This window comes from Gordonia sp. N1V (genome assembly GCF_029269935.1).
GTDB lineage: Bacteria > Actinomycetota > Actinomycetes > Mycobacteriales > Mycobacteriaceae > Gordonia > Gordonia polyisoprenivorans.
Genome location: NZ_JARJDD010000003.1, coordinates 282,437 through 305,267, shown reverse-complemented (window position 1 = coordinate 305,267; position 22,831 = coordinate 282,437). Strand labels below are relative to the sequence as shown.

20 protein-coding genes are annotated in these 22,831 nt (G+C 66.2%); 11 read left to right on the top strand and 9 right to left on the bottom strand.

The window, feature by feature from the left end; all coding sequences use genetic code 11:
* Window positions 1–60: 60 nt before the first annotated feature.
* Together P3L18_RS06120 and P3L18_RS06115 are read right to left on the bottom strand one after the other, a co-directional pair.
* Window positions 61–1,176 (bottom strand): hypothetical protein, encoded by a 1,116-nt coding sequence (locus tag P3L18_RS06120; protein ID WP_276113588.1) that lies wholly within the window; start codon window positions 1,174–1,176, stop codon window positions 61–63.
* Window positions 1,176–2,345, bottom strand: coding sequence for a phosphotransferase family protein (locus P3L18_RS06115; protein WP_276113587.1), 1,170 nt, complete (start codon window positions 2,343–2,345; stop codon window positions 1,176–1,178). The genes P3L18_RS06120 and P3L18_RS06115 overlap by 1 nt, the downstream gene beginning before the upstream one ends.
* A gap of 39 nt (window positions 2,346–2,384) precedes the next feature.
* On the opposite strand from P3L18_RS06115, the gene P3L18_RS06110 reads away from it, so the two are divergent.
* Window positions 2,385–3,005, top strand: a complete 621-nt coding sequence (locus tag P3L18_RS06110; RefSeq protein ID WP_079931501.1) for a TetR/AcrR family transcriptional regulator — start codon at window positions 2,385–2,387, stop codon at window positions 3,003–3,005.
* A gap of 6 nt (window positions 3,006–3,011) precedes the next feature.
* On the opposite strand, the gene P3L18_RS06105 is transcribed toward P3L18_RS06110, so the two are convergent.
* On the bottom strand, window positions 3,012–5,063 hold the full coding sequence (locus tag P3L18_RS06105) for an oligopeptide transporter, OPT family (protein WP_006371745.1): 2,052 nt from the start codon (window positions 5,061–5,063) through the stop codon (window positions 3,012–3,014).
* Between the two features lie 116 nt (window positions 5,064–5,179).
* Here P3L18_RS06105 and P3L18_RS06100 point away from each other — a divergent pair, with 116 nt between their 5' ends.
* Window positions 5,180–5,665, top strand: a complete 486-nt coding sequence (locus P3L18_RS06100) for a PPOX class F420-dependent oxidoreductase (RefSeq protein WP_276113586.1) — start codon at window positions 5,180–5,182, stop codon at window positions 5,663–5,665.
* Window position 5,666: 1 nt separating this feature from the next.
* On the opposite strand, the gene P3L18_RS06095 is transcribed toward P3L18_RS06100, so the two are convergent.
* Both P3L18_RS06095 and P3L18_RS06090 read right to left on the bottom strand, forming a co-directional pair.
* Entirely contained in the window at window positions 5,667–6,983 is a 1,317-nt protein-coding gene (locus P3L18_RS06095; RefSeq protein ID WP_276113585.1) for an aspartate aminotransferase family protein, read from the bottom strand.
* Window positions 6,984–7,020: 37 nt separating this feature from the next.
* Entirely contained in the window at window positions 7,021–7,374 is a 354-nt protein-coding gene (locus tag P3L18_RS06090) for a nuclear transport factor 2 family protein (protein ID WP_079931498.1), read from the bottom strand.
* 115 nt (window positions 7,375–7,489) lie between these two features.
* On the opposite strand from P3L18_RS06090, the gene P3L18_RS06085 reads away from it, so the two are divergent.
* Entirely contained in the window at window positions 7,490–8,299 is an 810-nt protein-coding gene (locus P3L18_RS06085; protein WP_253194151.1) for a helix-turn-helix transcriptional regulator, read from the top strand.
* Here the strand turns inward: P3L18_RS06085 and P3L18_RS06080 are convergent.
* Both P3L18_RS06080 and P3L18_RS06075 read right to left on the bottom strand, forming a co-directional pair.
* On the bottom strand, window positions 8,296–11,763 hold the full coding sequence (locus tag P3L18_RS06080) for a DUF3376 domain-containing protein (protein WP_276113671.1): 3,468 nt from the start codon (window positions 11,761–11,763) through the stop codon (window positions 8,296–8,298). The two genes, P3L18_RS06085 and P3L18_RS06080, sit on opposite strands and share 4 nt — an antisense overlap.
* A gap of 211 nt (window positions 11,764–11,974) precedes the next feature.
* Window positions 11,975–12,544, bottom strand: a complete 570-nt coding sequence (locus P3L18_RS06075; RefSeq protein ID WP_265077131.1) for a type 1 glutamine amidotransferase domain-containing protein — start codon at window positions 12,542–12,544, stop codon at window positions 11,975–11,977.
* Between the two features lie 119 nt (window positions 12,545–12,663).
* On the opposite strand from P3L18_RS06075, the gene P3L18_RS06070 reads away from it, so the two are divergent.
* Window positions 12,664–13,773 carry an FAD-dependent oxidoreductase gene (locus P3L18_RS06070; protein ID WP_276113583.1) on the top strand — a complete coding sequence of 370 codons (1,110 nt, stop codon included), beginning with the start codon at window positions 12,664–12,666 and terminating at the stop codon, window positions 13,771–13,773.
* Window positions 13,774–13,793: 20 nt separating this feature from the next.
* Here P3L18_RS06070 and P3L18_RS06065 read toward each other — a convergent pair whose 3' ends face one another.
* Window positions 13,794–14,642: a ribokinase gene (locus P3L18_RS06065; RefSeq protein ID WP_276113582.1), complete on the bottom strand. Its 849-nt coding sequence runs from the start codon at window positions 14,640–14,642 to the stop codon at window positions 13,794–13,796.
* A 339-nt stretch (window positions 14,643–14,981) separates the two neighbouring features.
* On the bottom strand, window positions 14,982–15,377 hold the full coding sequence (locus P3L18_RS06060; protein ID WP_276113581.1) for a hypothetical protein: 396 nt from the start codon (window positions 15,375–15,377) through the stop codon (window positions 14,982–14,984).
* A 123-nt stretch (window positions 15,378–15,500) separates the two neighbouring features.
* On the opposite strand from P3L18_RS06060, the gene P3L18_RS06055 reads away from it, so the two are divergent.
* The 7 genes from P3L18_RS06055 to P3L18_RS06025 are packed head-to-tail and all read left to right on the top strand — an operon-like array spanning window position 15,501 to window position 22,830.
* Window positions 15,501–16,310 (top strand): ABC transporter permease, encoded by an 810-nt coding sequence (locus P3L18_RS06055; protein ID WP_006371735.1) that lies wholly within the window; start codon window positions 15,501–15,503, stop codon window positions 16,308–16,310.
* The gene (locus P3L18_RS06050) at window positions 16,311–17,171 is read left to right on the top strand and encodes an ABC transporter permease (protein ID WP_276113580.1); all 861 of its coding nucleotides are present in this window, start codon (window positions 16,311–16,313) and stop codon (window positions 17,169–17,171) included.
* A gap of 1 nt (window position 17,172) precedes the next feature.
* Window positions 17,173–18,504 (top strand): MCE family protein, encoded by a 1,332-nt coding sequence (locus P3L18_RS06045; RefSeq protein WP_276113579.1) that lies wholly within the window; start codon window positions 17,173–17,175, stop codon window positions 18,502–18,504.
* Window positions 18,501–19,520, top strand: coding sequence for an MlaD family protein (locus P3L18_RS06040; RefSeq protein ID WP_276113578.1), 1,020 nt, complete (start codon window positions 18,501–18,503; stop codon window positions 19,518–19,520). Before P3L18_RS06045 ends, P3L18_RS06040 begins: the two co-directional genes overlap by 4 nt.
* Before the next feature lie 6 nt (window positions 19,521–19,526).
* Window positions 19,527–20,570 (top strand): MlaD family protein, encoded by a 1,044-nt coding sequence (locus P3L18_RS06035; RefSeq protein ID WP_276113577.1) that lies wholly within the window; start codon window positions 19,527–19,529, stop codon window positions 20,568–20,570.
* A complete protein-coding gene (locus P3L18_RS06030) occupies window positions 20,570–21,718 on the top strand; it encodes an MCE family protein (protein ID WP_276113576.1) in 1,149 nt (382 codons plus the stop codon). Before P3L18_RS06035 ends, P3L18_RS06030 begins: the two co-directional genes overlap by 1 nt.
* Entirely contained in the window at window positions 21,718–22,830 is a 1,113-nt protein-coding gene (locus P3L18_RS06025) for an MCE family protein (protein WP_079931490.1), read from the top strand. Before P3L18_RS06030 ends, P3L18_RS06025 begins: the two co-directional genes overlap by 1 nt.
* The last annotated feature ends 1 nt before the right edge of the window (window position 22,831 follow it).

The following is a 22,831-nucleotide window of genomic DNA, read 5'->3' as shown; positions in this document are numbered from 1 at the left end:
ACCTCGACCACCAAGAAGAGGCGTCTCGACCACCAGGAAAGGCGCCTCGACCACCGCCGGCTACGGCGCCACCGACAGCCAGTCGGCGAAGCCGGATGGGTCGTGGCGACCGAGGGCGCCGTGCTCGAACAGGCCCCAGCCCTCTCGGGTGGTGCCGTCGGATTCGCGGCAGGTCGCGGTGCCGACGTGGTCGACCATCCCAAACGGAATGCGGCCGGCGACAGCGGGATCGGCCAGATCGTAGGTCACCCGTTCGGTGAAGGCCTCGCCCTTCCAGAGTCCATGTGTCCAGTCGGGGTCACCGCCGTACCCGCCACCGACGTGAAGCGGTGTGGCTAGCAACGACCTGACATCGAGCGAGACCGTGCCGCCCGCGGAGTCGGTCATCTCGATCGAGGCACCGGTGGGAATCCTTGTGCCCGAGCGGTAGTGCGCGGAGACGCGCGGCCAACCGAGTTGCTCGACTCGACCGTCCTTCCAGACGCGACTGCAGTCGTTGAGGGTTCGGAATCCGTCGGGGTTCTCCTGGACGATGAGGACAAGGGCGAAGTCGTCGAACGCCATCGGGATGTAGTTCCACCACATCCCTTCGAACGGGGGGTCGGCCGGACGTCCCGCGGGTTCGGCCTCGCCGACGGGGCGGATACCCCACGAGCGGTCGCGCGACCCGAGCCACGTCGCCGGGTCGACGGTGATCTCCTCACCGTCGATCACCAGCTGTCCACGCCACGTGCCGAGTTGTGCGAAACGCTGGGCGTCCAACGTGATCCGCCGACCGGTGCGCATCACGTGCGGCATTTCCTGCAGCGCGTCGAACAGTCCGGTGAAGGTGAGATCGGTAGAAATGCCGTCGGTCTCGTCGAGGACGATACGCAACGAGCGCAGAGGTTCGCTGACCTCGACACGATAGTTGCCGACATGCTGATTGAGGCGGTCGTCGTCGATCGCGTCGGACAGGTGTACCGCAGTGTGGGTGCCGCCTCGGCTGATGAGGATGAACGCATCCTTGACGCCGAGGTTCGGGTAGTACCCGATGCCGGTGATGAGGAAGATTTCGCCCGTGCGGTCGTGCGCATTGAAATAGGAGCGGTCGTAGAAGTTCCGGTCGGAGCTACCCGGCCATGCGATCGGTTGGGGGAGTTGGTGAATGGGGAATTCGTCGGTGGGTCCGAGCATTATGGTCCTTCCTTGAGAAGACGTTCCAGCAGGGTGCGGTGATAGAAGAGTTCGGCGTCGACGTCGGCGGGCCGGGTGATCTCACCGAAATGCACGCGACGGGCGCCGGCGCGCATGAACACACAGCACCAGATCACCCCGGCGAACACCGAGAACCACCGCAGGTCACCGAGTTCGACTCCGGTCAATTCTCGATAGGTGTCGCGAACGTCGTTCTCACGCAGGAAATGTGGCATGCCGGGCAGCGCGGCGAGCCCACAGAGCTCCTGGAAGACCTGGTGCGCGAAGATCATCCACGACACGTCGAGCTCGCGTGGTCCGAGGGTGGCCATCTCCCAGTCGAGGATCGCCGCGGGGGTGAAGTCCTGGTAGATCACGTTGCCGATCCGCGCATCACCCCAGATGAGTACCGAATCCGACGCGGCGACGTCGTCGGGGAAGTGGTCCTCGAGCCACGGTAGCGCCCGATCGACCAGCGGCGACCGGCCGATCGTCGTCGACGACTCGTACCACTGCGCCAACCACGTGAGGCGGCTGCGCAGGTCAGAGTCCGCGGCCGGTTGGCCCTCACGTAGGAATCCGAATCTCGTCGACGCCTCGGGGATCGAGTGCAGCCGCGCCACCAGTTCGACCGTCGAATCCTGCAGGGCACGTTGGTGTTCCACAGGTGCATCGAAGAGCCAGTTGTCGCCGAAGGTGTAGGGCATGACGTCGGGTGGGACGAGCCCGTCGATGCGATCCATCAGGAAGAAAGGCGACCCCAACAGCGCGCCCGTCGGCTCGAGCCACCGCATCCGGGGGATCGGCAGGCCGGTGGACTCCGCGGCGAGTCGCATCGTCTCGTATTGGTGATCGAGCCGGTAGGTGTCGAAGACGGGGATGTCCTCGGGTCGCGGCGCCATGCGCATCACCCACCGCTCGTCGGTCGGTGAACCCCCGTCGGGCCAATGCGCATCGACCATGATCGTCTCCGACGACATGCCGTTCGCGTCGACACCGGCATCGATGTGCAGCTGGGGTGTACCGCGAGGTGAGTCCCCGCGGCTGCCGATCCAGTCGGCGAGGATGAGCGGAACCTCGGAGGTGTCGCGTGCCGACCGCTGTAGCGGGTCGACGTGGGTGTCGACCGTCGGGGTGTGACCGCTGTGTGGGGGCGCCGTGTCGGACATCGGTGCTTCCTTCCTCATTCCGCTACGCTCGGTAGCGTTATGACAGCAGAGGACGCGAGCGCCCGCAGCGGAATCCGGAAAACCGCCGGACGGCCCCGTGACGACAGCATCGATACCGCGGTACTCGACGCGGCACGTGAACTGCTGGCCGAGACCGGATATGCAGGGGTGACGGTCGCCGCGGTTGCGCATCGTGCAGGCACCACCAAGACCGCGATCTATCGGCGATGGGAGTCCAAGCCGCACCTGGTACACGACGCCACGTTCGGCCGGTTCACCACGTTGGTGCCGCAGAGCGGACGGATCTCCGAGGATGTGGCACAGATGGTCGAGGAGGTGTGCGCGGTGTTCGGCAGTCCCGTGACGCGGGCGGCGCTACCGGGCCTGATCGCCGATATGGCCGCCGATCCGGCGGTGCATCAGCGAGTGCTCGCGGGCTTCGCCGGAGTCTTCGGCGGCGTCGCCGAACGCCTCACGGACGCGCGCGAACGTGGAGAACTGCGCGTCGACGTGGACCCGACGATCTTCGTCGAAATGCTCGGTGGCGCAGCCATTCTGCGCACCCTCATGCATCGCGAGGACGGTCTCGACGAGGCATGGGGTGCGCAGATGTTGGCGGCGCTGTCGGCGATCGTCGTCGACGAGCCACCGGCGCAGTGAGCAGCCTCAGCGTTTGGTGACGTCGACGGGCTCGCTCGGCCCGACCCCGGTTCCGCCCATCGACCCCGCGATCCGCTGGGCCCACTTGTAGAGCCCGAGGATGAGCAGGATGAAGAACACGATGCCGAGCCACTTGGCGTAATTCTCGAAGGAGTCGCCGACCACCCCGAGCACGCCATCGTCCCCGGAGGCGGCGACGATCGCCGCATAGACCACACCGAACAGACTCTCGCCGACGATCAGACCGGTGGCCATGAGCACACCGATCCGCTTCTTCTGCTCGACGTCGCCGCCCTTACGGTCGGCCCACTTGTTGTAGAACACACCGAGGATCGCGCCGACCGGGATGATCAGCGTCAATGACATCGGCAGGTACATGCCCATACCGACGGCCAGCGGAGGCAACCGCAATCGCCCGGTCGTCCGCCCGAGCACCTCGTCGACGATGATGACGCCGATCCCGATGAGTGCGCCGATGCCGAGCAGACCCCAGTCCAGCGACCCGCCGAGCACGCCCTTGGCAAGAGTGGACAGCAGTTGCGCCTGCGGCGCCGACAGGGCGTCCTCGCCGGCGCCGGGCATACCGGCGAAGCCGAACGAATCGTTCATCAGCCCGAGGATCGGCGGGATGACCGCCGACCCGAACAGCACGCCGATGATGAGCGCGACCTGCTGTTTCCACGGTGTGGCACCGACCAGCTGACCGGTCTTGAGGTCTTGCAGGTTGTCGTTGGAGATGGTGGCCACGCCGAAGACGATCGCCGAAGCGAACAACGTGTACGCGATCAGTGCGTCGGTCTGGTCGCCGGTCGCGGTGCCGTAGACGACCTTGATCAGCACCGCGGCGATGATCACCACGAGGATGCCGACACCGGAGATCGGGCTGTTCGACGACCCGATCAGTCCGGCCATGTAGCCACAGACCGCCGCGACCACCAGGCCGATGATGGCGACGAACACGATGGTGACGGTGATGATGCCGCCGGCCGACCCGACGAGCGGCATCGACGACGAGCCGGCTTTCGCGGTGTGGACGAAATCCCACAGCAGCAGCCCGATGGGGATGAGCATCACCAGGACGGTGCCGCCGACGTAGGGGAACGGGATGTCGCGCTCGGTGATGTCGACGGCGACCCCGGCGCGGCGTGAGCGCGCGGAGGTGAGCGCGCCGGAGATGCCGGTGATGATCGGCCGCATGATCTTGAGGAGAGTCCACACGGCGGCGACGGCGATGGTCCCCGCGCCGATGAGCCGGACGTCGGAGGAGAAAACGGTGTCGATGGTGTCGCCGATGGCGCCGGTCGCGGCCGTGAAATCGCCCCACGAGTAGATCGGCATCAGGATGAAGAACGAGATGACCAGACCCACGAGCATCGCGATACCGACGGTCAGGCCCACTAGATGGCCGACGCCGATCAGGGCCAGCGACAGGCTCGCGCCGAACATGCTTCCGCCACTGCCGATCCGGTAGACCGCCGACACGGAGTCGGTGAAGATCCGCATCTTCGCCAGCAGGGCGAACAGAGCCGAACCGACCGAACCGATGATGATCGCCTTGAGGCCGGCCCGGTTGCTCTCCACGCCCTCGGAGGTCTCGCCGACCTTCAAGACCTCAGCTGCGGCAACACCTTCCGGGTAGGGCAGGTCCGAGCCGGTGACCAGCGCCCGACGCAGCGGAATCGAATACATGACGCCGAGGATGCCGCCGACCGCGCAGACCGCGAGGGTGATCCAGTACGGGAACCCGGTCCACCATCCGATCATCACCAGACCGGGGATGACGAAGATGATCGCCGACAAGGTACCCGCGGCCGACGCGATCGTCTGCACGATGTTGTTCTCGACGATGGAGTGATGGGAGAAGAAGCGCAGCACCGCCATCGAGATCACCGCGGCCGGGATGGCCGTGGCGAAGGTCAGGCCCACCTTGAGGCCCAGGTAGACGTTGGCCGCGGTGAACACCAGCGTGATCAGGCCGCCGAGAATCACGCCGCGCACGGTCAATTCGCGAAGACCCGCGGTGGGCGGTGGGGCCACCACGGTCGGAGCATCGGACATGGTGGTCTCTCCTTCGCTCGGGGTCTGTCACACCATAAGCCCGGTGCCCGGCGTGGCGGGCGACCTCGGGACCGAGACGTGTCCGCCGGATGTCGTGCGTCACCTACGGTGGAGACATGCCCAGAACGATTGCCACCGCCACCGATGTCGAGAAGGCCGAGCTCGAAGAGTTCCTGCGGCCGCGCCACAAGATGTTGCTGCTCACCACCCGGGACTCGGGCGCCCCGCAGATCTCGCCGGTCAGCGGCGGCGTCGACGACCAGGGCCGCATCGTGATCGCCACCTATCCGGGACGCGCGAAAACCACGAACGCCAAGAAGCGCCCGCAGGTCAGCGTGTGCGTCATCTCCGACGAGTGGAACGGCCCGTGGGTTCAGGTCGACGGCACCGCGGAGGTCCTCGACATGCCCGACGCCGAGGACGGTCTCGTCGACTACTTCCGGTCGATCGCCGGTGAGCACCCCGATTGGGATGAATACCGTGCAGCGATGCGACTGCAGAACAAGTCGCTGGTCCGGGTCACGCCCACGTCGTGGGGGCCGATCGCCACCGGCGGGTTCCCGGCGGACGTCGCCGCCGCGCTCGACGCCAAAGACGCCTGACTCAGACGCTCTCGGCGATCGCCTGCTCCAGGATCTCGAGGCCGAGCCCGAGTTCGTCGTCGGATGCGGTGAGTGGCGGTGCGATCCGGAACGTGCCGCCCATACCCGGTAGCTGCACCACATTCATGTGCAGCCCGAGTTCGAAGCACCGACGGGTCACCGCGGCCCCCAGCCGGTCGGCGCTGGCATCGGGGTCGCCGGGCTCGACGAGTTCGAGTCCCTGCAGCAGCCCGCGCCCGCGGATGTCGCCGACGACGGCATGGCGACGAGCGATGTCGCGCAAGCCCTCCCGCAACAGTTTTCCGGCGGCGGTGGCGCGCTCGTCGAGCCGATCACGTTCCAGCACATCGAGAACGGTGTTGCCGACGGCGGCGACCAGCGGGTCGGAGACATGGGTGGTGAAGAACAAGAACCCACGGTCGTGGGCGGTCTGCTCGATCTCCGCCGAGGTGATGGTCGCCGCGAGCGGCAGACCGGCGCCCAGCGTCTTGGACAGGGTGAGGATGTCGGGGACGACGCCGTCGCGCTGAAAGGCATACCAATTGCCGGTGCGACACAACCCGGTCTGCGCCTCGTCGAGGATGACGAGCATGTCGCGCTCACGGCATTTGCGTTGCAGCGCAGCCAGATAGCCCGGCGGCAGATCGATGACACCGCCGGAGGAGAGGATCGGCTCGACGATGCACGCGGCCAGCGAGCCGACCGACTGGGCGTCGATGAGCCCGAAACCGAAGTCCAGCTGTCGTTCCCAATCCAGGGTGCCGTCGGGACGGGTGAAATCGGGACGGAACGCGTCCGGGGTGGGCAGCGCGTAGTTCCCCGGTGACACCGGACCGTAACCGCCACGACCGGCGCTGTAGGTCGCTGCCGCGGCCGCATGCGTCATGCCGTGCCACGACCGCGCGAACGACACGATCTCGTGCTTGCCGGTGACGAGTTTGGCGAGTCGGATCGCAGCTTCGTTCGACTCGGCGCCGGTGGTCAGCAGCAGCACCTTCTCCAGCGGTGCGGGCAACGAATCGGCCAGTCGCGCCGCGAGTTCGAGGACCGGTTCGGAGAGCATCCCGCTGAACAGGTGATCGAGCGTCGCGATCTGCCGCGATACCGTCGCCACGATCTCGGGGTGCGAGTGCCCCAGGATCGCCGACATCTGACCCGAGGTGAAATCGAGGATGCGCCGACCGTCGACCGTGTAGACGAAGCTGCCCTCGGCGCGGGCGATCAGCTCGGGCGAGAAGCTGCCGCCGTAGCGAATCAGGTGTCGGGCGGGATCGGGCGGGGTGGGGTCGGGCGGAGTGGGGTCGTGCGCCGTGTTCATCCGTTGACGGTAGCGGCTGAAGCGATCACCCGGAATGTCACGCCGGCACTTTGTCGAGGAATCCCCGGACGTCGTGGATCCTGCCCTGCTCATCGAGGACTATCACGTCGAAACCGACAACCACCGGCTCTGATCCGGCCGGCCCGAGCCCCCAGTGGAATCGCAGTTGCCGATGGTGAGCGTCCACTTCGCTGAGTTTGGAGAACACGAATTCGGGGAACTGTTCGTGCACGCCATCGATCACGGCGCTCACGCCGGCGTGACCGCTGACTTCCGCGAGCGGATCAACGTAGGAGACCGAAGGCGACCAGACGGCGGCAAGGAGATCCGCCCGGTCGTTCCCGGTGGCGTTCCACGTTTGCAGGTACTTCTCTGCGATGTCGTTCATCATTCTTCCTTCCTTGCGGGAATAGGCTTCCCGCAAGGAGTCTGACGATGACCGATGCGTGTGGCCATGACCTCGGAGGTCATGGCCCACCGGACATGCGCCGTCTACTCTTTCGTGCATGGCCGCGACACCCATGAACGCCGACAGCGCGGGTGCCATGCTCCGGATCTGGCGAGAGCGCCGCAGGCTCAGCCAGCAGGAACTGTCGAACCGTTCCGGTGTGTCCAGTCGACATGTGAGCCGGGTGGAGACAGGCAAGGCGCACCCCAGCGTCGACATGCTCCTCCATCTGGCCGAACAATTGGACCTACCACTTCGAGAGCGCAATCGAGTGCTTCTTGCCGGCGGGTACGCGCCCCGGTACGAGGCCCGTGATCGGGATGACGCTTCGGTCGCGGCCGTGATGGACGGCTTACGCGGTCTGCTCGATGCCCATCGCCCTTATCCTGCACTCATTCTGGACGGCTATTGGAACATCATCGACGCCAACGATGCGACGGAAGGTCTATTGGCAGGATGTGCACCCGCACTCCTCGAGCCGCCGGTCAACGTGCTGCGTGTGTGCCTGCATCCCGACGGGATCTCCACCCGCATCCGCAATCTCAACACCTGGGCCGGCCATCTGTACCGGCAGGTCACCCATCGGGCGAATCGCACTCACGATCCCCGCCATCTCGAGCTTGCCGACGACATCGTGTCGAACGTTCCAGATGTGCTCAGCGCGCCACCCGGAGCCGGGCCCGTTCTCACTCTCGAACTCGATTCCGCCGAAGGGACTCTGCGGTTCTTCAGCGTCTCGACCCAGCTGGAGACGGCGACTGACGTCTCTTTGGAGGAGCTGCATCTCGAAACATTCCTCCCGGCAGACCAGCAAACCAGGGACCTCTTCTCGAAGTGCGAGCCGCAAGGGCACACGACCACCGCTTAGTCGGTTGGGCGCAAACCCATCTCCTCCGAGGTGCGTGGTGTGACGTTGCCCAGGAACACCGCGAGGTAGAGCCACCACACGATCACCGGAACGAGGACGGTCAGGGGCAGCGCCGAATCCGGGATGACCCAGACGTCGAAGGCCGCGGCGATCGCCCCCGAGAGGACCGCGGCGGGAGCCGCGTAGGTGTAGACCTGGGCGGCCGAGGTCCACCCCCACAGCGAACACGCGACGAGGACGGCGCTGCACACCGCGGCGAGCACCGCGGTGTAGATCGGGGCGCTCGGCGGGGTGGCGTCACCCCAGAACGCGGTGACGACGATCGCGACGATGAACACCACTGCGACGACGAGGGGAACCCGCCGGCGCAGTCGTCGGCCCAATCCTTCGACGACCGGCGGGTTGTATGCCAGTGCGGGAGGCACTTTCGTGCACCGGACTGTGAGCGTGATCGCCCCACCGGCGACGAGTACCCACACGATGAGCAACGGTTCGATCTGGTAGCGCGTCACCACGCGTTCACCGGTGAGGACGCCGGTGATCACCGCGGCAGCGATACAGCCGACGCCCACCGCGGCGGTCCACTGACGCCACTTGCGTGTCTCCTCCTCCGCGAAGTGCAGGGCACCGAGCCAGGACTCGTGTGGGCCGCCGGTGACGGTTTGTTCCAGCCGGCGGTTCATGTTGCGCCACTTGCTGTCTGCGGCAAGGGAACGTGCGACCAACAGAAGGCCGATGAGGCCGGTGAGAGCGGAGACGGTGTACCAGAGCACCGGGCCCGTCTCGGAATCGCCCGGCAGGAGAAAGGACGTCAGGAGAGTCGCCGCCAGCGCGATCAGCAGGCGCAGCGGGTCGACGATCAACCCCAACAGGACCGGGATGACGCGCAACAGTGCGACACCGAGGATCACGACGGACTTCTTGACTGGGCTCGGAAAGATCGACGCCGGCTGCAACGCCCGGATCACCAGACCGGACGCGCGCGACACGAGACCCACACGATACGACGACGGGAGGTCGGTGATGGCGCCGAGGCCCCGCGCGGGAATCGCTTGGGCGTCGGGGTCTTCGGTGACGATATCGCTCTGAAGTCTCTCCTTGTAGTCGTGCCGCCGCGCGTCCTGCCGCGTCTTCTGCTCGGCGTCGGCACGCGGATCGTCCGGCAGGAGGAGGTCGACGATGCCCGACGCGGCATTGACTCGGCCCCAACGCCAGTCGCTCGCACGCCACCGCCAGTCGAGAAAGCCGGCGAAGCGGGCCAGGGGTGTGCCGCAGAGTTTGTCCTCGGCGCGTTGGAGACCATCGATCTTGGTCATCCACTCGGACAACTGTTGCGGATCGATGGCGTCGATCGCGGTGTCGTGCTTGAGCCATGCCTCCAACTGGGTGGCCACGGCGTCGGCGCGAAGGGCTTTGAGGTAGTCGGAGTCGGCAGTGGCCGGCGGCTCGTCGCCTGTGATCTGGTGGTAGCGGATGACCGACTGGGTGTCGGGTCCGCCCGAGGCGGCGATGAGTCGCACGATGTTGTAGGAGGTGTATGAATCATTCTCCGGAAGCTTCTGTGCCAGAGCGTGATACAAGGATTCATCCCAGAATTCCTCGTTGGCGTCGGCGGAGATCGTCACGAGAGATGCCAGATGCGCGTGGAGGTGGCCCCAGAGTGTGGTGAGGAGCGGCACGGATCCGCCATCGGAGGTGAATCCGATACCACTCGCTGTCATCGACGGCGAGAGGGCACGGTAGAAGGCGGCGTCGGCGACGCTGTTGCCCTGTCTCAGTGCAGTGTTCACATCGGGTGTGATCGTCAGCAGGTGCTGCGCGGCAATACCGCTGATCAGTGCGCCCGTCCACAGCGTCGGGTCCGCGGCCACCGACGCCAGCTCGGTGTCGACGGTGAGATGGCGGGCTTGTAGAAGCACGGCGCCGCAGCGATACAGCGAGGGCTTGAGCGCGCTCGCCGCGTCCTTCCCGGCACCCTCGAGCGCACGTGCCCAGGCAATCAGGAATTGTGTCGCGTCGATGGCGGCGGTGACGTCCCCACGGGTCATCACCGACTGGGCCTGCGAGTCGGAGCCAGCCGCGGTCGAGCCCGGGGTGACCCTCGTGTAAGCCTGGGCGAGTGCGTCTTTGATGCGCAGGCTGAGCAGTGGTTCGATGGGTGTGCGTGGCTCGGCCGGGAACGGCGGGGTGAACAGCATTGTGTGTGGTGCGGTGAGGATCTCGCTGTAATGCTGTGCGTCGGAACCGATCCGGGACTGGATGTAGCGGCTCACCGGAATGCTCGGCAGAGGACCCTTGGTGGTTCCCAACCACGCGGCGAGTTCCTCGGTGCGCCCGCGCAGCGCGAGCACGCTGTCGTTGTGTTCGCGGATGTAGGTGATCTCGTCCTCGGCCGACTCCTGTCGACTCTTCATCGACATGCCGGAGCGAATGACGTTGAGCCAGCGCGACAATTGGGCGGTTTGCTTGGCGAGCACTCGTCGCTGCGCATTGTCCGTCGCCGGCATCGGGATGGGTTCGGGTTGCGCGGGCGGTTGTGGGTCGAGGTACATCAGCACACGCTCGGTGGGCGCGGACGCGGGCGCGCGTTGGATGGCGTGGATCGCACGGTCGATCGGGATGTTGTCGAAGACCCCACCGTCGATGACGAGAAAAGGTGCCTCCCCGGACACCGTGTTGCTGCCTGCCGTGTCGTCACCCGTGGCAGCGCGAGCGAACGGAAACACTCTGTCCATGTTGGGTTTTCCGCCGCTGTTCGGCGCGATCTGCTCGGGTGAGTCGATCGAATACACCGTCGCAGGTTCGAATGCGCCCGGGAACGACGATGTCGATCGGATCGCCAGTGCCATGGCCTGCCTGGCGACCTCGGCGGCGGCCTCGTCGTCGCCCAATCCGGGAATCGTCGAGTACTGCGAGCCGAGGCCACCGGGCCGGCGGGTGAAGGAGAAACCGCCGCGGGCGGTGGTCACCTGCTTGTCCGGGTCGGGGAGCAGGGTGGCGGCGAGTTCAACGCTCAGTGCTTGCGGCGGCTGCCGTTTCGACAGTCTCGGAGCGGCGGCGATCCTGTTCACCGCTGTGACGGCCAGAGTCAGGAATCGCCCGTCGCCGGACAACACGGAGTCGACGGCGCGAAAGCCCGACCAGCGATCCGCTGCGGCGTTGTCGGACGGGCTGCGCAGCAGATCCCAGAGACCACCGTCGTTTTCCCACGTGCTGCGCACGATCGAGTCGGTGACCACCCCATAGCTCTGCGCGAGTGCGAAGAGCACCGCGTTGAGCCCACCCGCGCTGGCTCCGGCGAGGATGTCGAACTCGACACCCTTGTAGTGGGCCTCGCCGAGCAACTCACGATAGATCTTTGCGCGGCCCGAGGTGTCAGGGGTGTCATCGGTGGCCCGCCGCAACAGATCCAACTCCGCGATCACCCCGCCGATCCATACCGCCATGCTCACTCCGCCACGCATGGCGAGCGCCACGCGCAGGGTTCGGGTAGGACTCTGACTCGTGCTGGTGTCCGGTGACATCGTCGCGGTCTTCCGCTGGGGTCATCGCCCGACGCGACAACACTGATGCCTATTCAATCGCAGTCCGGACCGAATCGGACAGCATGGCGTCCCCGGCGTCTGCGAATCGATATACGCGACGCCGGGGGCGCTGCTCAGGCGTCGGCGGTCCTCAGGCGTCGGCGGTGCTGCGACCGAACTCCACGACGAGTGCGGAGTTGAAGGCGGCCAGATCGTCCGGCTTGCGGCTGGTGATGAGGGTGTTGGGCCCGTTGCGATCCACCACCACCTCTTCGTCCACCCAGTTGCCGCCGGCATTGGCGATGTCGGTCTTCACACTCGGCCACGAGGTGATCGAGCGACCCCGGACCACATCGGCTTCGACGAGGGTCCACGGTGCGTGGCAGATCGCGGCGACCGGCTTGCCGGCGTCGAAGAAGCCCTTGATGAAGTCGACCGCGGACTCGACGGTGCGCAGGTAGTCCGGGTTGGCCACCCCACCGGGCAACACGAGCGCATCGAAGTCGTCGGGGGTGACGGTGTCGGTGGTGGCGTCGACGTGGAAGGTGTCGGCCTTGTCGAGATGCTCGAACGCCTGCACCGTTCCGCTGTCGGTGGACACCAATCTCGGCGTGCCGCCGACCTCTTCGACCGCCCGCCACGGTTCGGTGAGCTCGACCTGCTCGATGCCCTCGGGTGCGACGAGAAATGCGACGGTGATTCCCTTGAGTTCTTCAGCCATGGTGCTTCTCCTTTCGCGTCTGTTCTCTCCCCCCGGTCGTCGTGGATACCCCGTCACCGGCCTGTCCAAACCCTGTCGTGCCAACCCTGCAATAGGCTTGCGCTTGTACTGTCGGGCACATGACCACCACCTCGGACGTCGCCGTCATCGGCGCGGGCATCGTCGGACTGTCGGCGGCACACGCGGTACGTTCCCGTGGGTACTCGGTGACGGTCTTCGAGTCGGGAACGCCCGGTTCGGGACAGTCGGCGGGAGTATCGCGAATCTTTCGGCACGCGCACGACGATCCGCGGATGGTGGCACTCGCGGTCCGGGCGCGACGGCAGTGGCGCGACTGGGAGGACACCTTCGGTGTGCGACTCGTCAGCGACGACGGTGCGCTCGCACTCGGACCGACCGCCGTGCGACGGCTGGCCCTCCTCGAAGATCACCCCGACATCGGGGCGCGACTCGTCGACCGTGACGAACTGGCCTCGCTGCTACCGATACTCGGCCACTACGACGGCGGCGCGGTATTCGACCCGAATGGCGGGTCGATCGACACCCGAACGGCGATTGCGCGTCTGGCGGACGAGGCACGAGAGGCAACGACCGGGGCCGGGCTGATCGCCGAGCAGGCGATCACCGTGCGCGACCGCTCCAACGGAGTCGAGATACGCACCCCGACAACGCTATCCACGCACGGCGCGGCGGTGGTGGCAGCCGGACGCGGCACCGCTGCCCTGGCCCGCGCGCTCTCGGTGGCGATACCGGTCGAACTCGGTGCGCACGTTCGGGTGTCGTTCGCCCTGCGCGAGGTTCCCGACCGGCTGCCGACACTGCAGGACGGCAGCGGAGCATTCGGGGTGTCGGGCGTGTATGCCGCTGCCTATCCCGACCGCTCCGCGTTCGGGCTCGGTCTCTCCGATTCGGTTGTCGCGCATGATGACGGAGCCATCGACGACGTCGACGCCCTGGCCCGCTCGGCCGACAACGCGATCGCCTACGCCTCCCGAGCACTTCCCGGGCTTGTCCACGAACCGATCGGCATCGTGCACTGCTGGGTCACGCGTCTGCCCTGGGGTGACGACGGGGTGGCGATCTGGAAGTCGGGCAACGCCTACGTGATTGCCGGACACAATCTCTTCAAACACGCACCGGTCCTCGGCGAGGCGCTCGCCGAGTCGGTGGTCGCCGGGACGGTTGCCGAGCCGTTTCGGCCCGAGGATCGGCTGGGTGCCGTGGACTGAGGGGATCGATCGCGGGGTCGTCAGTTGCGTGACCGGGACACGAAATCGGTTGCGGTGTCCGCGGCGAGCGACGCCGCCTCGGGAAGTTCGATGCCGGCGGCGAGGTGTGCGACCAGGGTTCCGGCGAAGACGTCGCCGGCGCCGGTGGTGTCGACGGCTGTGACTCCGCGCACGTTGATGCGGGTGACGCGACCGTCGTCGACGACGAGCACCCCCTCGGCGCCCAGGGTGATGACCGCCGACGTGCAGCGAGCCCGAAGCCGTTGCGCCAGAGGCTCGAGATCGTCGGCCGTGCCGTAGTAGGCGGCCTCGATCTCGTTGACGACCAGCGGGTCGGCCAGTGCCAGTATCGAATCATCCAGTGCCGCGACGGGACTGGGATTGAGGACGAAACGCCTCAGATGGGCTCGACACCACCGCGCAGCGGCGTCGGTGACCTCGCGGGGCGACTCCAGCTGTGTGAGAACCACTTCGGGGTCAAGTGCGTCCAAGGATGCCGTGACGTGATCGGCGGTCAGCTCGGCATTCGCACCGGAGAGCACGATGATCCGGTTGGTGCCGTCGGCGTCGACCTCGATGACCGCCCGTCCGCTGAGGCCGGTGACGCGACGAACGTGCTCGACGTCGACACCCTGAGCACGTTGATATTCGAGCATCGTGGTGCCCGCGGGGTCGTCCCCGACCGCGGCGATCAGCGACGTCGAGGTGATCGCTGCCGCTGCTGCGGCCTGATTGGCGCCCTTACCGCCCGGCCGCTCCGTCTGGGACAGCCCGAGGACCGTCTCACCGTCGGCGGGTAGACGCTCGACGTGCACCACCTGGTCGAGATTGAGGGTGCCGACCACGGCGACACGCGACGAGGAGTTCATCGTGTCGATTATGCCGGTGAGGTGGTTGTGAAACCAGCACCGTGGCAGGGGGTCTCGAGGCTCGGCGCACGCGCCTCGCACCTCGACCATCGGGGGAGGAGCGGTCGGTGGTAGCGGGTGGGAGCGTTGCGACCATCGGGGGAGGAGCGGTCGGTGGTAGCGGGTGGGAGCGTTGCGACGATCGGGGGAGGAGCGGTCGGTGGTAGCGGGTGGGAACGTCGCGACCATCGGGTGGGGTCTTTCATCGATGGTCGAGGTGGGAGGCGCCCCTGGCGCCGACCCTCGAGACCGCCGTCAGCCGAGGCTGCTTCGACACGACCATCGGCCCACGGGAGACGTTCAGATCCCGAGCACCCCGGCGGTGGTGTTGGAGGCCCAGGTACCGATGTCGTTGATCTGGCCGCGGGGCGCATGGATCCACAGGGTCGGGCTGGTGGCGGCGCCGCATCGCACGCGGACGGGATGCCGGCCGGGTCGGACAGCGGAGCCCGGCAAGGTCAGCGTGCGTTCGGTGCCGTCGCGCACGAGAGTGTGCGAATCGACGACGACGGTGCAGCGACCGTCGGTGTGCGGGCCGGCTCCGGTGTCATAGGTGATCGTCCAGTCGGCGCTGCCCGCGGTGGTGACCGCGAGCGTGGGGACCGCCGCGGCCGATGCCGGCCCGATACCCATGACACCGCCCACGGCACCGGTGATGACAACAAACGCCGTGGTCACGGCGATTCGGACAGACATCGATCTCATGTCGGCGAGCTCCATTCGGCGCAAAGTCTTCGTGTTTCACATTTCATATATGAAGTATGTTAGCGTGTCGATCGACAGTTGAGATCTCGATCACATGCCACACCTGGGGGTCGTATGGCGTTCGAGCTGCCCGCATCCAAGGGGCCGCTACGTGATCTGGCCAATGAGGCCGGACACACTTTGGGCTTTGCGCTACAGGCGATCGGTTCGCTCGTGGTCGCCATCTTCCGGTTCCGTCTCTCGATCACCGAAACGGTGAATCAGACGGTCTTCATCGGCCGGGTCAGTACCGGTCCGTCGTTGCTGCTGATGATCCCGGTCGGCGTGTTCATCGCGGTGTCGGTCGGCGAACTCGCCGGCCGCATCGGCGCCGGCGGCTATTCGGGCGCCGTCGTCGCCTTCATCATCGTCGGACAGGCCTCGGCGCTCGTCAGCGCGCTGATGATGGCCGGCGTCGCTGGCTCTGCGATCTGCACCGACCTGGGCTCCCGCAAGATCCGCGAAGAAGTCGATGCCATGGAGGTGATGGGCCTCAACGTGATCGAGCGGCTCGTGGCCCCGCGTATCGCTGCGGGGATCATCGTGTCGCTGGTCCTGTGCTCGCTGATCACCGTGACCGGCGTCGGGGCCTGCTACCTCTATCACGTCTACGTGCAACATCTTCCGGCCGGCGCCTTCATGGCGACATTCAGCCAGTACGGGCGCACCTCGGACTTCGTGATGGCACTGGTGAAGGCGGCGGTGTTCGCGCTGCTGTCGACGATCGTGGCCTGCTTCAAGGGATTACATGCTCGCGGTGGTCCACGGGGAGTCGCCGATGCCGTCAACGAGGCGGTGGTGATCGCCTTCGCTCTGGTGTTCATCTTCAACACCGTTCTGTCACAGCTCTATTCGGTGATGGTGCCGGCTGTGGGGTCGTACTAGATGGTCAGCGCAGACATTGGTTACCGCATCCGGGTGCGCTCGACGCGCCGCCTCTCCGCATTCGTCGACGGCTTCGTCCGGCTCGGCGAGTACGTCACCTTCATCCTGCGCGCGATCGCTGCGGTGCCCTACACACTCGTGCACTACCGCAAGCATGTACTCAACCAGATCGCCGAGGTGACCTTCGGCGGTAAGTCGCTGCTGTCCGGCGGTGGGACGATGGGCATCGTCCTGGCGATGTCGCTGGCCGCGGCCATGATGCTGGGCGTCGAAACCTATCGCGGACTGCAACTCGTCGGCATGACCACCTTGTCGGGCATGCTCTCGGCGATCGCCAACACCCGCGAGCTCGCTCCGGTCGTCGTCGCCATCGCGCTCGCCGCCAAGGTGGGCACCGGCTTCACCGCGCAGGTCGGTGCCATGCGGATCTCCGACGAGATCGCCGCGCTCGACGTGATGGCGATCCGCTCGATCCCGTTCCTCGCGACCACCCGCATGATCGCGGCGATGGTCTGCATCCTGCCGATTTACATGATCGGTCTGCTCGCCAGTTACATCGCGACCCGACTGGTGGTGGTCTGGTACAACGGCGAATCGTCGGGTACCTACGACTACTTCTTCCACCTGGCACTGACGCCCGCCGATCTGCTCTACTCGGCGATCAAGGCGGTGGTCTTCGCTGCGATCGTCACGCTCGTGCACTGTTCCTACGGATATTTCGCCAGCGGCGGTCCCGAAGGCGTCGGGCAGGCGGCCGGACGCGCCCTGCGAACCTCGATTCTGGCCATCGGCATCTCCGACGTCATCTTCACATTCGGGCTGTGGGGGCTGGTGCCCCAGATCCCGGGAATGGGGATCTGACGTGACGGTCATGCTGCCGGGCAATCCGGTGTCTCGCGGCGGATACATCGTGCGTGCGGTCATCGCGATGATCCTGGTCGGCGCCTTCGCATTCTGGATGGTCGCCCGCAGTACGCATCTGACCAACTCCGACCCCGTCATCCACGCCCAGGTCCCGGTGCAGGCCGGGTTGATCACCACCGGTGCGCCGGTGCGATATCACGGCGTCAAGGTCGGCGAGATCTCGTCGATCGATGCGGGCACCCAGTCCTCCGAGGTGAACCTGACGATCGAGGATTCGGTGATCGGGTCGATCCCGTCGAACGTGATGATGCGTGTGCTGCCGCGAACGTTCTTCGGCGACATCTATGTTCAGCTCGTCCCCGCCCCGCAGCTCGAACACAGTGCGCATTCGCTGTCCGACGGCGACGAGATCACCGTGGATTCGGGTCCCGACGCGATCAACCTCTACGACATCTTCACCAAGATGAGCGACCTCATCGCCGAGGTACAGCCGGACAAGATGACCGTCGCCTTGGCGGCGGTGAACAAGGCCATCGGGGGTCGCGGCGCCGACCTGGGTCTGATGATCGACCAGTGGGCCACCGCGTCGCAGCAACTCGAATCGGCGGTCGATGAGTTCATCGACGCCACACCGCAATTCCGGCGCGTCGTCGAATCCCTCAAGCGCGCCACGCCGGCGATCACCGAAACCCTCGCCTCGGTCACCCACATCTCCGAGGGCATCCTCGAGCACTCGCAGAGTCTGGCGTCGTTCTTCGCTTCGGCCGCAGGCTATCTGGGAACGGCGGGGCCGTTCGTCGCCGCACAACGCCAGAACCTGATCACCGTGCTGACCTCGACGTCGACGATCCTGTCCACCGTCGCCGACAACCCGAACGGGCTCTCTCGCACCCTGTCGGAGGCCGACAAGTTCGCCATCGCCGGAGCGCAGGTGTTCTCCACCGGAAAGTTCAACATCACCGCCGTGCCCACCTTCTCCCAACCGATGCCGTACACCGCGGCGGACTGCCCGACCTACGGCACCATGCGCGGATCACAGTGCACCGGAACAGGGGCCGAGATCGGCGTCGGTCCGGTGCGCGCGCCCGGTCAGCCGAACGGCACCGTGCTCAACCCGCCGGTGCGCACCCCGACCGCCCCGACCGCCACACCGTCGGCGTTCTCCGGTGACGTCACCATCGACGGTACCGGCGAACGCCCCGCCTTGCGCCGGATCGAAGGCATGGTCGGAGTCGGCTCATCGGCAGATGAGGCCGGGGGACAGCCGAATCCGGCCACCGTGGTCATGCTCGGGCCGATGGTCCGCGGAGCGCAGGTGAGCCCGTCATGACCACCCTGTCCCCGTGGACCCTCATCAAGGCGGTCTCGTTCGTGATCATCGGGTTCGTGGCCGCCGTTCTCGTCGTGAACACACTGCGGGTACCGGTGGGTGGGCCGACCGACGACTATGTCATCCACTTCGCCGACGCGGAAGGTCTCGTCACCGGCAACCCGGTCAAGATGGCCGGCGTACGAATCGGTCGGGTCGATTCGATCGCCCTGGTGCCCGGCGCGAACGGGACCGCGCAGGCGTCGGTGACCGTGCAGGTCGAAAAGGACAAGGTCATCCCCGAACGCGTCCACGCCGCAGTGCGTTACGGCGACATGCTCGGCGCCCGCTACATCGCGCTGACCGCGGCCGGCGACGATCAGCCGGCCCGCACCGGCAACGAGATCCCGCTCGCCGCAACGACTCCGCCGATCAACCTGACCGCACTGATGAACGGGTTCCAGCCGCTGTTCAGTGCGCTGCGACCGCAGCAGGTCAACGAACTCGCCCGCGGTTTCGTCGACACCTTCGAGGGTCGGGCCGGTTCGGTGGAACTGCTGTTGCGACAGATCGCGAGCATGGGGCAGAACCTGTCGGAGAACGGTGTCATCTTCACCCGGCTGGTCACCAACATGAACGTGCTGATGACGACGGTCGAGAAACGCAGCCCGCAGATGACCGAACTGTTCACCGGCTTGAATCAGTTGACGTCGACGATCATCGGCGACAACGGGCAGCTCGGCGCGCTGCTCGACAGCGGCGATCGCGCGTTGTCGTCGCTGGCGCAGATGATGACGGCCGCCGACGGACAGTTCGCCTCGACACTGACCGGGCTGCGCGACGTGACCTCGTCGTGGATTCCGCAGACCGAGCAGTTCACGCGGTTTCTCGAGCAGTTCCCGGTGATGGCCGCGAAGATCAATGCGAGCGGACGCTACGGCGGATTCATGATGCTCTACCTGTGCAATTTCACGTTGAAGGCTTTTGATCTGGAGGCCAACATCTTCGGGCCCCAACATTCCTCGGTGTGTAGGTGATCACGAATGTTCCTGGTCAGATTGATCGATGTCTTCGTCGGCATCCTCGAGTTCGTCTTCAAGTCCGACAAGCGTTCTCAAGGAGCCTCGCCTGCGGTCCTCGGTACCGCGGGCATCATCACCCTGCTCGTCCTCGTCCTCGTGGCGATCGGTGTCCCGCAGCTGCGCTACGAACTGCGGACCTCGCCGTACGCCGCCGAGCTCGCCAATGCGTCCGGTCTGACGACCGCCGACCCCGTTCTCGTCTCCGGGGTACCGGCCGGGCGGATCGAGAGCATCGACCTCGCCGGTGATCATGTGCGCGTGGGCTTTCGGCTCGACAACGGTCAGCCGCTGGGCGATCAGACCCGCGCCGGTGTCCGGTTGCGCACCGTACTCGGCAAGCGCTATCTGGAGATCGTCCCCGGCGGGCACGGACAGGTGGGCCCCGACAACACGATCCCGCTCTCCCGCACCGACAGTCCGTACAGTCTCGACGACATCTCGGCCGCTTCGGTCAACGCGTCCGCACAGATCGACCCCGACGTGCTGCGGGCGATGATGTCGACGATGAAGTCGATCATCCCGGATTCGACGACGCTCGACGCCTCACTGCGCGGTGCGGCCGGCGCCGCATCGGTCATCACCGGGACCGGCTCCCAACTCGACCAGCTGCTGTCGCTGTCCAAACGACTGGCCACCGTCACCGCGGCACAGACCGATTCGATCTCCGACGCGCTGTCGAGCGCGCAGGCGATCGTGCAGACCCTCGTGGTCCGGCGTGTGGTGCTGACCCGGCTCGTTGACAACCTACGCATCGTGCTCGGGCAGATGGCGGCCATCTTCCCGCAGGTACCGATGGGGCAATTGACCACCAACATCGAATCGGTGACGACGACCCTGAAAGACAACGTGGACCACATCAACGCGATCCTGCAACAACTGCCGCCGGCCATGCGCACCGTCACCGACGCCACCGGCAACGGCAACTGGGCCGACGTCGTCTCACCGTCGGCGGTGATCCCCGACAACATGCTGTGTGTGCTCGGTGTGATGCAGGGGTGCCGCTGATGACCTTTCGTCAGGTTCGCGAGGTCCGGCACCGGAAACGCTACGGCGGGAAGATCTTCGCCGCACTACTGGTGGTCGCCGCGCTGTTCGCCGGGACGTGGTACGTCTTCGGCCGTAGTCCCGACACCACCAGCGTCAACGCCGATTTCGCCTTCGTCAACGGCCTGTACACCGGTTCCAAGGTGACGGTCCTCGGGGTGCCGGTCGGCCAGATCACCGCCGTCGATCCGCGTGGCGATCACGTTCATGTGGAGATGACCATCGCCGGGGACGTCCGGCTGCCCGCCGACGTGCAGGCCTACGTCCTGAACCCGTCGGTGATCAGTGACCGTCACCTCGAACTCGGACCGGCCTACACCAAGGGCCCCGAATTCGCCGGCGGCGATACGATTCCCCAACAGCGGACGCACTCGCCGATCAGTTTCGACCAGTTGATGGGCAGCCTCGGCACGCTGACCAAGATCCTCGGCCCGTCGGCCGATCCGCAGTCGGCGGATGTGGGAACCCTGCTGGCCCGCACCGCACAGTCCTGGGATGGCGGCGGTCCCGAATTCAACACGGCGATGGGCCAATTGGCATCGGCGAGCGGGATCGTCGGCGCCCACGCCGACGACATTCAGGATCTCATCGACTCACTCAACCAACTCATGCAGACCTTCCAGGCCAAACAGGTCTCCCTCGACGGGTTGATCGACTCGATGGGAGCGCTGAGCAACCAGTGGGCCTCGGCCAACCAGGACATCACCACCCCGATCAACGATCTCAAGGTGATCTTCGATCAGGTCAACGCCTTCGTCATGGCCCACGGCAACGATGTCGGCGTGGTCGCCGAAAACCTCAAGGCGCTCGGCGACACCCTCGCCGCCAACAAGTCGGGACTGGCCGAATTCATGGATCTCGCACCACTGATGATGCAGAACCTCTCGAGCACGATCGGCCCCGACCATCGCGGGCGAATCCGGCTGAACATCTCGACGACACTGGCACAGTTCAAGACCCTCAAACCGCTATGTGACCGATTCCCGATGCCGCTGTGTGTCGGTGCGGGACTGACCAATCCGATCTCGTTCCCGATCAGCTCGTCGGACCCGCTGGGCATCGTCTCGGCGATCTCCGGTGGCGCCCTTCCCCCACAGGGAGGCCGCTGATGGCGGCCATGCGAGGCGTCCGTGGATGGCGGCGGCCGGCGATCGGTGCCGTGGCTGCGCTGACAGTGGCCTGCGGTGTGAGCGGGTGCGCGACGGGACTGCAGGATCTGCCGTTGGCCGGCGCCCGCGGCACCTTCGACGTGACCGCCGAACTGAGCACCGCCGATGGTGTCGTCGACGGCTCCGACGTGCGCAGTGGCCAGCAGATCGTCGGCCGGGTCACCGACATCGCTCTCGACGGGGGACACGCACAACTGACGCTGTCGCTCGACGACCACACCGATCTGCCGGCCAATGTTCGTGCCTCGGTGGAACTCCCGTCGGCGCTGGGCACCCCGTTCATCCGGCTGACCCCACCGCAGAACCCGCAGGGCCATCTCGGCGGGGGCGACCGCATCGGTCTCGACGCCACCAGCGTCGGTCCGCAGGTGGAAGGGACCCTCGCGGCCCTGGGCAACGTCCTCTCCGGCAGCGGTGTGAGCCAATTGCAGTCGGTGATGGCGAGCCTGAACGAGGCGTTCGACCAACGCTCGGACAAGGTGGGCGTGCTGATCGACACCCTGAACCGACTGCTCGCCCGATCATCGCGCTACACCGACGATTTCAACGCGGCGATGTCGGCGGCCGCCGACGTCACCGACACGCTCGCCGGACAGCAGAATCTCGTCGAGGACTTCTTGTCGCAGACCCCGGCTGCGGTCAATGTGCTGGCCGCGCAACGTGATCAGCTGGCCACCCTGATGTCACAGACCACCTCACTGGCCCGCAGCGCCGACGCGATCACCCGGGGCCGGCAACCACAATTGAATTCACTGGTGACCGACGCGAACGCACTCGTGAGCTCGCTGGGCACCTTCAACGACAACGTGGGGCAGACGCTGACGCACATGAATCAGTTCATGGCCAACTTCACCCGGTCGATCCGTGGCGACTACTTGGTGTTTGACGGTGCCCTCGACATCCCCGGCGGCATCGACAAGATACTCACCGGCGGGATGCTGCTGTCGGGACAGCCGCTGCCGACACCCGGCGATCTCACCGACGCCCTCACCGGCGGACTCCCCGGCGCCCACCGGCCGGGCCGCCCGACGCGACCGAGCGGAGGTCGCTGAC